Annotated in this window: 13 protein-coding genes; 2 read left to right on the top strand and 11 right to left on the bottom strand. The window is 72.8% G+C overall.

The annotated features are described in order from the left end of the window. The 6 genes from N4G70_RS14125 to N4G70_RS14100 form a co-directional block, all read right to left on the bottom strand. Positions 1-1,284, bottom strand: a complete 1,284-nt coding sequence (locus tag N4G70_RS14125; RefSeq protein ID WP_261712970.1) for an aspartate aminotransferase family protein — start codon at positions 1,282-1,284, stop codon at positions 1-3. Continuing rightward, the gene (locus N4G70_RS14120; RefSeq protein WP_261712969.1) at positions 1,281-2,123 is read right to left on the bottom strand and encodes a nitrilase-related carbon-nitrogen hydrolase; all 843 of its coding nucleotides are present in this window, start codon (positions 2,121-2,123) and stop codon (positions 1,281-1,283) included. The genes N4G70_RS14125 and N4G70_RS14120 overlap by 4 nt, the downstream gene beginning before the upstream one ends. Before the next feature lie 173 nt (positions 2,124-2,296). Continuing rightward, the gene (locus N4G70_RS14115) at positions 2,297-2,797 is read right to left on the bottom strand and encodes an HAD family phosphatase (protein ID WP_261712968.1); all 501 of its coding nucleotides are present in this window, start codon (positions 2,795-2,797) and stop codon (positions 2,297-2,299) included. Positions 2,798-2,868: 71 nt separating this feature from the next. Beyond that, positions 2,869-4,119, bottom strand: coding sequence for an alginate lyase family protein (locus N4G70_RS14110; RefSeq protein ID WP_261712967.1), 1,251 nt, complete (start codon positions 4,117-4,119; stop codon positions 2,869-2,871). Between the two features lie 85 nt (positions 4,120-4,204). Next, entirely contained in the window at positions 4,205-4,720 is a 516-nt protein-coding gene (locus N4G70_RS14105) for an NUDIX domain-containing protein (RefSeq protein ID WP_315904252.1), read from the bottom strand. Continuing rightward, entirely contained in the window at positions 4,717-4,977 is a 261-nt protein-coding gene (locus tag N4G70_RS14100) for a helix-turn-helix domain-containing protein (protein ID WP_261712966.1), read from the bottom strand. The genes N4G70_RS14105 and N4G70_RS14100 overlap by 4 nt, the downstream gene beginning before the upstream one ends. A 130-nt stretch (positions 4,978-5,107) precedes the next feature. Here N4G70_RS14100 and map point away from each other — a divergent pair, with 130 nt between their 5' ends. Then, the gene (map, locus tag N4G70_RS14095; protein ID WP_261712965.1) at positions 5,108-5,875 is read left to right on the top strand and encodes a type I methionyl aminopeptidase; all 768 of its coding nucleotides are present in this window, start codon (positions 5,108-5,110) and stop codon (positions 5,873-5,875) included. Positions 5,876-5,903: 28 nt separating this feature from the next. Here the strand turns inward: map and N4G70_RS14090 are convergent, their stop codons facing one another. Together N4G70_RS14090 and ggt are read right to left on the bottom strand one after the other, a co-directional pair. Then, the gene (locus N4G70_RS14090) at positions 5,904-6,608 is read right to left on the bottom strand and encodes a glycoside hydrolase family 75 protein (RefSeq protein WP_261712964.1); all 705 of its coding nucleotides are present in this window, start codon (positions 6,606-6,608) and stop codon (positions 5,904-5,906) included. Between the two features lie 169 nt (positions 6,609-6,777). Further along, positions 6,778-8,592 carry a gamma-glutamyltransferase gene (ggt, locus tag N4G70_RS14085; protein WP_261712963.1) on the bottom strand — a complete coding sequence of 605 codons (1,815 nt, stop codon included), beginning with the start codon at positions 8,590-8,592 and terminating at the stop codon, positions 6,778-6,780. Positions 8,593-8,694: 102 nt separating this feature from the next. Between ggt and N4G70_RS14080 the strand changes: the two genes are divergently transcribed. Further along, positions 8,695-9,438, top strand: coding sequence for a hypothetical protein (locus N4G70_RS14080; RefSeq protein ID WP_261712962.1), 744 nt, complete (start codon positions 8,695-8,697; stop codon positions 9,436-9,438). On the opposite strand, the gene N4G70_RS14075 is transcribed toward N4G70_RS14080, so the two are convergent. The 3 genes from N4G70_RS14075 to N4G70_RS14065 form a co-directional block, all read right to left on the bottom strand. Beyond that, a complete protein-coding gene (locus N4G70_RS14075; protein WP_261712961.1) occupies positions 9,435-10,667 on the bottom strand; it encodes a cytochrome P450 in 1,233 nt (410 codons plus the stop codon). The genes N4G70_RS14080 and N4G70_RS14075 overlap by 4 nt on opposite strands. Before the next feature lie 11 nt (positions 10,668-10,678). Then, complete coding sequence (locus N4G70_RS14070) at positions 10,679-11,452, bottom strand: alpha/beta fold hydrolase (protein WP_261712960.1); 774 nt, start codon at positions 11,450-11,452, stop codon at positions 10,679-10,681. Between the two features lie 115 nt (positions 11,453-11,567). Next, on the bottom strand, positions 11,568-12,182 hold the full coding sequence (locus tag N4G70_RS14065; protein ID WP_261712959.1) for a hypothetical protein: 615 nt from the start codon (positions 12,180-12,182) through the stop codon (positions 11,568-11,570). Positions 12,183-12,267 lie beyond the last annotated feature (85 nt).

Genomic DNA, 12,267 nt, shown 5'->3' with positions numbered 1-12,267 from the left:
CTACACGCTGTGCAGGGCGCGTTCGAGGATCGCGGCGCCTTCTTCGGCCTCCGCGACGGTGAGGGTGAGGGGCGGCGCGATGCGGAGCACGCTGGTGTCGTGGCCGCCGCCCTTGCCGAGGAGGAGGCCGCCTTCGCGGGCCGCTTCGAGGACGGCGGCGGCGGCCTCGGGGTTGGCCCGGTCGGTGCCCGGCTCGACCAGCTCGATACCGGCCATCAGGCCCCGGCCGCGCACCTCGCGGACGAGGGGGAGCTGGGCGCCGATCGCCCGCAGCCGCTCGATGAGCAGTCCGCCGACGCGCCGGGCGTTGCCCTGGAGGTCGTGTTCGAGGAGGTAGCCGAGGTTGGCGAGGCCCGCCGCCATGGTGACCGGGGAGCCGCCGAAGGTCGAAATGGAGTTGCTGTCCAGGCAGTTCATGATCTCGGCGCGGGCCACGACGCCGCCGATGGACATGCCGTTGCCGATGCCCTTGGCGAAGGTGAGCAGGTCGGGCGGCCCGCTTCGGGCGTGTGCCTGCCAGCCCCAGAAGTGGTCGCCGGTGCGGCCCCAGCCGGTCTGTACCTCGTCGGTGATCCACAGGATGCCGTGCCGGTCGAGGACCTCGCGGAACGCGGCGTACAGGCCGTCGGGCGGTGAGGTGAAGCCGCCGACGCCCTGGATGGGCTCGGCGATCAGGGCGGCCACGTTGCGGGTGTGGCCGAGCAGGTCTTCGAGGTCGGCGACGCAGGCCTCGATGAACTGGCCGTCGCTGAGCCGCGCGTAGGGGCCGCGGGACCGGACGCCGCCGTGGACGTACAGGGTCTGGAGCGGCGAGAGGCCGGTCGGGGACCAGGCGTGGTTGCCGGTGATGCCGACCGCGCTGAAGGAGCGGCCGTGGTAGCTGTTGCGCATCGCGAGGATCTGGTTGGAGTTGCGGTACGCGGTGGCGAGCAGCAGGGCGGTGTCGTTGGCCTCGGTGCCGGAGGTGGTGAAGAAGACGCGGGCATCGGGGATGCCCGACAACTGCGCGACGCGCTCGGCGAGTTCTACCATCTGGCGGTTGAGGTAGAGGGTCGAGGAGTGGATGATCCGGCCGGCCTGTTCGGCGACGGCCTTGGTGACCTCGGGCAGGGCGTGGGCGGTCATCGTGGTGAGGATGCCGCCGAAGAAGTCGAGGTACTTGTTTCCCTCGGCGTCCCAGACGTGGCGGCCCTCGCCGTGGGTGATCTCCAGGGGCCGGCGGTAGTAGAGCGCGAGCCAGTCGGGCAGCACGGCCCGGTGACGGTCGTACAGGGGGCGGGTCACGGCTTCACCAGGCCTTCGTAGGCGTCGGGGCGGCGGTCGCGGTAGAAGGCCCACTGCTTGCGGACCTCCTCGATGAGCCCGAAGTCGAGGTCGCGGACGAGGAGTTCCTCCTCCTTGTCACTGGCGGTCTCGCCGACGAACTGGCCGCGCGGGTCGACGAAGTAGCTGGTGCCGTAGAAGTCGTTGTCGCCGTACTCCTCGCGGCCGACGCGGTTGATGGCGGCGACGAAGTACTCGTTGGCGACTGCGGAGGCCGGCTGTTCGAGCTGCCACAGATGGCCCGAGAGGCCGCGCGAGGTGGCCGAGGGGTTGTACACCAACTGGGCGCCGTTGAGGCCGAGTTGGCGCCAGCCCTCGGGGAAGTGGCGGTCGTAGCAGATGTAGACGCCGACCTTGCCGACGGCCGTGTCGAAGACCGGCCAGCCGAGGTTGCCCGGTTTGAAGTAGTACTTCTCCCAAAAGCCCTTGACCTGGGGGATGTGGTGCTTGCGGTACTTGCCGAGGTAGCTGCCGTCGGCGTCGATGACGGCCGCGGTGTTGTAGTAGAAGCCCTCGTCCTCGATCTCGAAGACGGGGACGACGATCACCATCCCGGTCTCGCGGGCGAGTTCCCTCATCCGGGTGACGGTGGGGCCGTCGGGGACGGGCTCGGCCCAGCGGTAGTGCTCGGGTTCCTGCACCTGACAGAAGTACGGGGCGTTGAAGACTTCCTGGAAGCCGATGATCTTCGCGCCCCGGCGGGCCGCCTCGCGGGCGTGCTCCTCATGCTTGGCGATCATGGATTCGGTGTCGCCGGTCCAGGTCGCCTGAACCAGTGCGGCGCGCACGACATTGGCCATGAGCTGCTCCTTCGACGGGTCGTCAGCCAGCCAAATCCACACGCGTAGATCCGTGTGTGGATGAGACCGTAAGGCGCGTTACGCACCGTGGCAAGACCATCGCGGCTTCGGCGGGGCCAATTGCGGCGCCACAGGTCAACCGGGGTGGACGGATTCCCGGACCTGACGGCGCGTCACCTCCGCTCGGCGCCAGGCGCCGGAAGGCGTCCCCAGTTCCCGCGCCGGGCGTGGCGCAGCAGCACCGGGTCGTCGCCGACCACGACGGGGTGGCCGACCTCGGCGAGCAGCGGCAGGTCCGCCGCCTCGTCCGCGTAGGCGTAGCAGCGGGCGGCGAGTATGCCGCGTTCGCGCAGCAGGGCGCGGGCCGCGTACCCCTTGCCCTGGCCGGCCATGGGGGCCTTGGGCCGGGAGCAGAGCACGGCGTCGGGCGCGAGGTCGCGGGCTATCGGCGCGAGTTCGGCGGCGCTCGCCCTGGCCACCAGGACGACCAGGTGCCCGAGTGCCGCGTGGCCGTGCAGGGCCGCGAGGACCGGTGGATGCCACAGCCGGCCCAGCGGCCCGGTGGCGGCCGCCAGGTCCGGCGCGGCGAGCAGGGTGCCCTCCACGTCGAAGAAGGCGGCGGCGGTGGGCCGTTTTCGGCGGTCGTCGGGCCGGGTGCGGCTGATCGTGTCCATTCCCTCGACCATGCCCAGCCCGACCCGCGCTTCAATCCCCCATCTTCAACGTTCTGTTGAATGCGTCCGAATCAGGCGGGTCCGGCAGGATTCCGCGCGTGGGTCAGCGTCTCCCAGGCGACGAAGAGGTCGTCGGTGCCGCCCGGGCGCTGCTGTTCGGCCAGTCGGCGCGTGGCGGGCAGCTCCAGGTGCAGCCGGTTCTGGAGGTGGTTGAGCAGCACCTCGACGTCCGGTCCCATGGTCCGCTCGACCTTGCCGCCGCACAGCCAGCCCGGCGCCGGCTCGCCGAGCTGGTAGCGGGCGTGGAACTCCGCCGCCGCCCTGAGGCGCTCGGCCGTCGGCCCGTACAGGTCGACGCCCTGCTGCCAGGCGGTCTCCGCGATGTGGGCGGAGGCGGCCAGCGAGTAGCCGATGTGCATGAAGTTGCGGCACGTCTCCTGGCCGAGCCCGTCGGCGTAAGTGCGCTGGCCGAACCAGTACGTCGCCAGCTTGTCCGGGGTGTCCATCGAACCCCCGGGCGGCGCCTTGGGCAGGTGGCCGTCGGAGGCCAGGTAGAAGTAGGCGGGCACCCGCGCCCGGTACCGCTCCAGGGCGTCCCTGAAGATCTGGTGGTCCTCGACGAACACGGCGATACCGATGGCCGCGTCCGTCATCGCCAGCTCCCAATTCCCGTTGTAATCAGGGACTTTGGCGGTGTCGGCGGGCAGATAGGCCTTGCGCAGCATCCACTTGAAGCGCTGCACGGCGGGGGCCTGCCACCGCGAATAGCCCGCGTGCACGATGTCGGCGGCCCGCGCCCAGGTCGATCCGGCCCAGGCGGTCTGGAGGTCGGCGTTGCCCTCGGTGTGTCGCTTGAGCACCCGCGCCCAGCCGTCCATGATCTCGACGGCCTTCGCGGCGTGGGCCTCGTCGCCGCCGATGGACCACAGGAGCGCCTGGGTGTACGCGGCGATGGCGTCCTCACGCTCGGCGACACAGGCGGGCGGCCCGGCGTCCGGAGGGCAGGGGACGACCTCGGCGGGGTGCGGCGCATAGCGGAGCGAGCCGTAGCGGCTGGTCCGCATCGCCTCGTACGCGGAGCTCCACGGCTCCTGACCGGCTCGCACCTTCGCCCGGACCGCGGCGAGCTGGCTCCGGCCCACGACCACGCCGGGGTGGTGGAAGACCAGCGTGGCAAGGTCCGCGCGGCCCGCCGTGGAGGCGGCCGGGACCTGGGAGCCCGGGGCGCAGGCGGTGAGCAGTGCCAGCGCGCCGAGGGCCGCGACGGCGGCCGTCCGCAGCGGTCGGCGACGGCGCGAGGCAGGCTGAGACGGACTGACCACGCTCCCACGCTCACCCCCGGCCCACGTGTGCGCAGGATCTGTTGCGCCGAACAGGCAGCCCGGGGCGGCGCGGGGAGGGGCGGGTTCAGCCGACGGTGTCCGACTGGCCCTTCAGCGGCACATGGCCGAGCTCGGCCGGCGCGACACCGGGCGCCCAGGCGTCGAGCAGGGCGTGCAGTTGGGGCGGCCAGATCTGTTCGTCCGTGCGCCGCAGCTCCTCGGGGGTCCACCAGCGCCAGCCGAGGATGCCGTCGGCGAGATGCTCGTCCGCGACGTCGGGGCCGAGCTCGCGGCCCTGGCCCGGGGTGCCGGCGAGATAGATGTGCTCGAACTGGCGGACCGGCACCCCGGCGCGCGTGAAGTCGTGGGTCCAGGTGCACAGCAGCGGGCCGGGTTCGAGGTCGGCCCAGCCGGTCTCCTCGCGCAGCTCCCGCAGGGCCCCCTGGCGCGGGGACTCCCCCGGGTCGAGGCCGCCGCCGGGTGTCGCCCAGTGCGGGCCGACCTCTTCGTTGTCGTACCGCAGCAGGAAGACGGCGCCCTGGGCGTCCCGCACCACGACCCGCGCCGCCTGCCGGGGCGTACGCGTCGTCGCGGGGCTCACGCGGCGACCGCCGGCGGGGGCGCGCAGTCGTTCACGATCTCGTCCATCGACAGGCCGAGGACGGAGGCGAGGGCGGCCACGGTGAAGAACGCGGGGGTCGGCGCGCGACCCGTCTCGATCTTGCGGAGGGTCTCGGCGGAGAGGCCCGCCGCGGCCGCGATCTCCGTCATGCTGCGCTGTCCTCGCGCCGAGCGGAGCAACCGGCCGAGCCGCTCGCCTCGTTCACGCTCGGCGGGGGTGAGGGGGGTGCGGACCATGCGGCGATTCTAGCCCCGGCGTCCGGTACGCCACCCCGGCCCGCCGCGCCCCGGCCGCTTCACGAGTCCCCTGGGGCTGTTCATGATCCCCCTGGCCGCACCCCATTAAAATACCGGTATAGTAATGGGAATGGTAAAGATCAAGAGCGATTCCCAGATGGACGCCATGCGTGAGGCCGGGCGCGTGGTCGCCCATGCCCTGGCGGCGGCGCGGGAGGCGGCCCAGGTGGGCGTGGAGCTCCGCGCGCTCGACGCCGCGGCCCGCGAGGTCCTGTTCAAGGCGGGTGCCACCTCGCCGTTCCTCGACTACCACCCCGACTTCGCGCCGGTCCCGTTCCCGGCCACCGCCTGCGTCTCCGTCAACGACGCGATCGTGCACGGCATCCCGGACGACTACCGGCTGCGCGACGGCGACCTCGTGAGCGTGGACTACGGGGCGATCCTCGACGGCTGGGCCGGGGACTCGGCGATCAGCTTCACGGTCGGCCGCGCCCGGCCCGAGGACGTACGGCTGGTCGAGACGGCGTTTCGCGCACTGGACGCCGGGATCGCGGCGGCGGTCGTCGGCGGCCGCATCGGCGACATCGCGCACGCGATCGGCACGGTGTGCCGCTCGGCGGGCTACGGCATCCCGGACGGGTTCGCCGGCCACGGCATCGGCCGCGACATGCACGAGGACCCCGGCGTGCCCAACGAGGGGCGGGCGGGGCGCGGCATGGTGCTGCGGCACGGCATGGTGCTCGCGATCGAGCCGATGGTGATCGGCGACGGGAGCGACGACTACTACCCGGCGGCGGACGGCTGGACCCTGCGCACCCTGAGCGGGGCACGCGCCGCCCACGCCGAGCACACGGTGGCCATCACCGACGCGGGACCCCGCGTGCTCACCCTTCCCTGAGCGGCCGCACGCACGGATCCGGGCCCGTTCAGTTGTCGGCCAGGAACTCCTGGGCCAGAGTCTGGCCGAGGGTCGCGGCGGCGCCGTGGCTCTCGATGGGGGTGGCCCGGGAGTGCTGGAACAGGATGTAGGTGACGCCGGATTCGGCGCCGCCCGTCCGGGGGTCGGGGTTCATTCCGAGCGCCTTGGCGGCGGCGTAGGAGGCCTCGCCGATCGTGGCGCTGGGGCCGGTGTCACCGACGACCGCGTACTCGACCTTGTCGTCGTAGACGACCGCGACGACCGAGCCGCCGGTGATGCCGGCGGAGTCGTGGTCCCACAGCGGGCCGGCACCGGGGACCACCACATAGGGCACCTTCTCGGCGTCGAGCGGCTTGTCGTTCGACTGGTGGAAGCGGGTGTCGGGCTGGAACCAGGGGTCCGTCTTCCTGTTGCAGGCCGCGGTGATCTGGCCGTCGCAATCGATGTCCAGATCGGCCTTCCAGAACACGGCGCCGTTCAGGCCGCACACGGGGACGGTCGCCGGCGCGCCGGGGCGGGCCCGGAACCTGCCGCGGGAGACCTGGGAGCACGAGGTCACCTTGGCGAGGAGTTGGGCCGCGCGGACCGGCCCCTCGTCGGCCCGGGCGGGTGGCGCGGTGACGTGTCCGTCGCGCGCGGTGGCGGGGAGCGCGGCCGTGGTGAGCAGGGCGGCGCCGAAGGCGGCCGACAGGGCGAGCGTTCTGGTGCGCAACGTGGAGGACCCTTCCGTCAGGAATCGTGTCCTTACCCGCTGTGCGGCCGTTGTGCGCGCCCGCGCGCCCTTCGCCAGGGCCACTTGGGGGCCGTGCACGGCAAGAGGCCCGTGGCTCCCGCCCGTTCAGGACGGGGGCCGCGGGCCTCGCCGGCGCCATGGGCCGGGGTTACGGCTTTCCACTCGGATGGACCACGAGCGCGGAGCCGCCGCCGCGCCGCACCGTCTCCGCCGCGGCGAGCCAGCGTCCGTCGGGCAGGCGCTGCACCCCGGTCGCCGCCCCGATCTCCGGGTTCAGCGCGAAGGAGTGCCCGAGTGCCTCCAGGCGGCCCCTCAACACGCTGTTGTAGAGGGCGGGTTCGAGCTCGGTGCGGGCCGCGTTGCGCTGGCTGGCACGCGGTGCCGCGATGGCCTCGACCAGGGGCATGCCCCGGTCCAGGTGGTTGGTGAGGGATTGCAGGACGGTGGTGATGATGGTCGCGCCGCCCGGCGAGCCGAGCGCGAGCACCGGCTCGCCGTGCCGGTCGAGGACGATCGTCGGCGAGATGGAGGAGCGCGGCCGCTTGCCGGGGCCCGGCAGGTTCGGGTCGTGGACGGCCGGGTTGGCCGGGGCGAAGGAGAAGTCGGTGAGCTCGTTGTTGAGCAGGAAGCCCCGCCCGGGCACGGTGATGGCGCTGCCGCCGGTCTGCTCGATGGTGAGGGTGTACGCGACGACGTTGCCCCACTTGTCGGCGACCGTCAGATGCGTGGTGTTGTCGCCCTCGTACGTGGTCGGCGACGCCACGCCGGAGGACCCGCACGGCGCGGGACGGCTCGGGTCACCGGGCGCGAGGGGGCTGGTCAGGACGGCGTCGTCCTTGATGAGGCAGGCCCGGGAGTCCGCGAAGCGCTGCGAGAGCAGCCCCTTGGTCGGCACCTGCTCGAACGCCGGGTCGCCGACCCAGCGGCCCCGGTCGGCGAACGCGATGCGGCTCGCCTCGATGTAGTGGTGGAGGTACTGGACGTCCGAGGCCTTCGACAGGTCGGTGCGCTCCAGGATGTTGAGCGCCTCGCCGACCGTGGTGCCGCCGGAGCTGGAGGGGGCCATGCCGTAGACGTCGAGCCCCCGGTAGCCGACCTTGGTGGGGGCCCGGAACGTCGCCTCGTAGGCGCGCAGGTCCTTCTCGGTCAGATCGCCGGGGCGCACCTTGCGGGTCGAGGCGGGGTCGACCGGCGGCTTGCGGACGGTGCGGACGATGTCCGCGCCGATGTCGCCCCGGTACAGGGCGCCCACACCCTTGCGGCCCAACTCCTGGTAGGTGCGCGCCAGTTCGGGGTTCTTGAACGTGGAGCCGACCACCGGCAGCCGGCCGCCCGGCAGGAACAGCCTGGCGGTGTCGGGGAAGTCGGCGAACCGGGCCTGGTTGTCCTTGGTCTGCGAGCGGAAGGTGTCGTCGACGGTGAAGCCGTCGCGCGCGATCCGTTCCGCGGGCTTCAGGACCGTCTTGAGCGACTTGCTCCCCCAGGCGTCCAAAGCCCGGTCCCAGGTGGCCGGGGTGCCGGGCGTGCCGACGCCGAGGCCGCTGGTCACCGCGTCCGCGAAGGGCAGCGGTTTGCCGTTCTCCAGGAAGAGCGAGGACGTGGCCGAGGCGGGGGCGGTCTCGCGTCCGTCGAGGGTGTGCACGGAGCGGGACGCCGCGTCGTAGTAGACGAAGTAGCCGCCTCCCCCGATGCCCGAGGAGTACGGCTCGGTGACGCCGAGGGCGGCGGCGGTGGCGACGGCCGCGTCCACCGCGTTGCCGCCCTCGCGCAGGACTTCGAGGCCGGCGGCGGACGCGTCCGCGTCCACACTGGAGACCGCCCCTCCGTAGCCCACCGCCTCGGGCACCTTGGCGGGGGTGCGGCCGGGTGGCGCCGCCGTGGTCGGCGGGGCCGCCGCGACCGAGGCCGCCACCGCGACCGCCGCGGCGAGGAGGGACAGGGTGCGGACAGCAGGACGACGCATGCATACCTCCCGTAGGCGAACGTCCGCAGCGTAACGCCGCCTCCCGGGCGGCGTCATGAGCACGCCGAACGCGGATGCGAACTCCCGCTAGCATGCGCGCACATGAACGACGACGTACGCAACATCGTCCTCGGCGTGCTGGCCGCCGGCATAAGCGCGGCCCTCGGCTGGCTCGGCCGCACCTACCTCTGGCGGCGCGGGCTCCGTCGGCGCCAGGCCTTCTTCGGGCTGCCCACCCATTCGCAGTGCCTGCTCGTCGTCAACCGCGACGCGGCGCGCGAGGGCGCGGTGCACCGCTTCGACGTGTTCGCCCTCCTCGAACTCGCCTCGCTGATCAAGGACTGCGGGGCGCACGCGCAGATCATCCAGCACGACCTCGCGCAGCAGGGCTTCGGCGAGCGCACCGAGTTCTGTCTCGGCGGGCCCTACTCGAACCGCCGGATGGCGGCGCACCTGGCCTCCCTGCTGCCCGGGGTGACGATGAACGTGGACGCCGAGCCCGGCCCCGACCGGGGCGCCTTCCAGATCGGCTCCGAGCGCTACCGCCTGGAGAACGGCGTCGTCGAGTACGTGCTCCTGGCCCGGGTCGCCCCCGCCCCGGATTCGCGTCCGGTCTTCCTGTTCTGCGGCCAGTCCGCGATCACCAACCAGGCCGCCACCCGCTATCTGGCCCGCAATGCCGAGAAGCTCGCCCGCAAGCACGGCAACGGGTCGTTCTGCCTGCTGCTCAAGGTCGTCAACTCCCATGCCTACGGCCCCGATGTGGTGGAGCTGGTCGCCGATGTGACCCGGGCCGCGCAGCAGCCGGCCCCGCCGGTCCGTACCTCGCACCGCGCCGCGGGTTAACCCACCCGCACGGCAAGGGACTTGACGCCGTTGATGAAGTTGGAGACGAGCCGGCGGGGCGGCGCCGCGAGTTCCGTGCGGGGCAGCACCCGCAGCGCCTCCTCGTGCAGCACCCTCAACTGCAGCCGCGCGAAGTGCGCGCCGAGGCAGATGTGGGGGCCGTCGCCGAACGAGACGTGCGGGTTGGGGCTGCGGGCCAGGTCGAGGCGGTGCGGATCGGTGAAGACGCGTTCGTCGTGGTTGGCGGAGGCGTGGAAGACGACGACCTTGTCCCCGGCCGCGACGGGCTGCCCGGCGAGCACGGTGGCGCGGCGAGCGGTGCGCCGAAAGCTCAGGACCGGCGGATGCCACCGCAGGAGCTCCTCGACCGCGATGTCCACGGCGACCTGACGGTTCGCCAACTCGGTTCGCGGGTCGGGGTGTTCGGCCAGGGCGAGCAGCCCACCGGGGGCGGCGGCCCGTACGGTGTCGTTGCCGGCCACGGTCAGCAGGAAGAAGAACATCTCCAGCTCGCCGTCGGCGAGTTCACCCTGGGCGAGCGTGGTCATGATGTCGTCGGCCGGCCGCTCGCGTTTGTGGGCGGCGAGCTCCCGGGCGTACGCGAACATCTCCGCCAGCATCGCGGGAGAGCGCGGATTGACCGGCCGCCCGTCGGGGCCGAGGACCACCGGCTCGTCCGGATCCTGGTAGGCGATGACCCGCTCGGTCCACTCGAGCAGGAGCCCCCGGTCGCCCGGCGGCACCCCGAGCAGATCGGCGAGGTTGAGCAGGGCGTAGTCGTCGGTGACGTCGGCCACCAGGTCGACCACCCCGTCCTCGGCCGCCTCGCGCGCCCCGGTGAGCAGCGCGCGGGCCCGCTCGCGCACCAGCGCCTCGAACCGCTCGACGCGGCCCGGGGTGAAGGCGCGGCTCACCAGGCGGCGCAGGGGGCCGTGGCGCGGCGGGTCCTGGTTGAGCATCATGCGGCGGATGAACGGCAGGTCCCCGGGGTCGGGGTCGCGGATCTGGGTGGCGCCGAGCGTCGAGGAGAAGGTGTGCGCGTCCTTGAGGACGTCCACCACGTCGGCGTGCCGGGTGACCGCCCAGAAGCCGGGCCCGGCCGGCCAGCCCAGCACCTCGGGTTCGGCCTGCCACGCGACCGGGTGGCGGTCGCGCAGCTCGCGGTAGGCGTGGTGGGGCGGCCCGGCCGCGTACCGCCGGGGGTCGAAGACGTCGGGGAGGTCAGCCATGGCGCAGGGGGTCAGACATGGTCGGCCCGCAGGAAGTCCTCGACGGTACGGATCAGGTCGAGCGGTGTCTCGTCCATGGGGTGGTGCCCGGCGAGGGGCAGTTCGACGAGTTGGCCCGCCGGGTACCAGCGCAGCCAGGTACCGCGCAGGAACGCGGCGTTGATGGCCGGGTCGAGGGCGCCGCACACCGCGAGCGCGGGCACCGGGGAGCCCTCGGTCTCCTCGTGGAAGTCCTCGCCCGACCAGGAGTCGAGCCAGGCGCGGAACGCCTTGGGGTCGCTGCGTTCCACCGAGCGCCAGGTCATCCGGTCGAGCCAGGCGTCGGGGCGGTTGCCGCCGGTGGTGAGGTCGATGATGGCCCGGCGCTTGGCCGGATAGTCGGCGGCCTCGGTGAACAGGGCCCGGGTCTCCTCGTCCATGGGCATGCCGCTGGCCGGGACCGGCGATATCCCGACCATCCGCCGCACCCGGTCGGGGGCCGCGGCCAGGACGCGCTGGACGACGGCGCCGCCCATGGAGTGGCCGATCAGCGAGAAGCGGTGCCAGCCCAGCCGGTCGGCGAGCGCCAGCACGTCCCTCGCGCCCTCGCTCGTCGTGAACGCGCCGGAGGCGTGCCTGGCCTCTCCGTAGCCGCGCAGGTCGACGAAGGCGTAGGTGAAGACGGCGGCGTCGAGGTCGGGCAGCACGGCGGCGTAGTCGCCGCGGTCGGCGAGCCAGCCGTGCACGGCGACGACCCGGTGGGGGCCGTCGCCGTGGAGGGTGTGGGGCAGCGTGAATCCGGCCATGGGCACTCCGATTCCGGGCAGCGGTCGTCGGCGTACGTGCTCGCGGTGGTGCTGTCGGCGTGCGAGACGTACGCGTACACGGTGGCGGTCGCCCCGGCACGAGGCAAGAAGCCGGTCAGAACTGCCAGGGGCTGTCGGCCGGTTGTGCCGTACGGTCCTCGACGGCGACCTCGGCGGGAGCCAGCCGCCGCACCGCGTCGAGCACGGCGGTGGCGTCGAAGTCGAAGAGCTGCTCCTCGAAGCAGAGCCCGTGCGCGCCCTTGGCCCGGCCGAGCACGGGCGCCAGGCGCCGGTACATCGCACGAGGGCGGCTGATCCAGGGCAGCGCGGGCGAGCGCAGGTCCACCACGAGGAAGCGGCGCACCTTCGGTCCCGAGCGCACGGCGACCGCGCTCACGGCGCTCACCTCGTCCCAGTCCGTGCGGCCCGCGAGCCAGGTCGGCAGCCGTACGGTGAAGGCGTCGGCGTCCACGTCGAGGCGCAGCGGGCGCAGCAGATAGCCCGCGAAGGTGGCCGCGGCGACCAGGACGACCACGCCCGCGGCGGCCATCACGGGGCCTGCGACCGCGCCGTTGGGGCCGTCGAAGACGGCGGCGGCGGCGAGGGCCCAGATCACGGCGACCGCGATCGCGGCGAGCGGGACCCAGATCAGGGCGCGCCGCAGCCGCAGGACGATCGAGGCGGCGGCGGGCCGCAGGGCACCGGCTGAATTCTCCCCAGGCATCTCCACAGCCAGAGCTTGGCCGCTCGTCGGCCCGGACGCCAGGGGGTTACTCAGGGGTTTACTGAATCGAAGTCAACGGTCCGGGGTTGGT

Origin of the sequence: Streptomyces sp. ASQP_92 (assembly GCF_025399895.1) — a bacterium.
Classification (GTDB): domain Bacteria; phylum Actinomycetota; class Actinomycetes; order Streptomycetales; family Streptomycetaceae; genus Streptomyces.
This window is presented reverse-complemented; position numbering and strand designations above follow the sequence as displayed.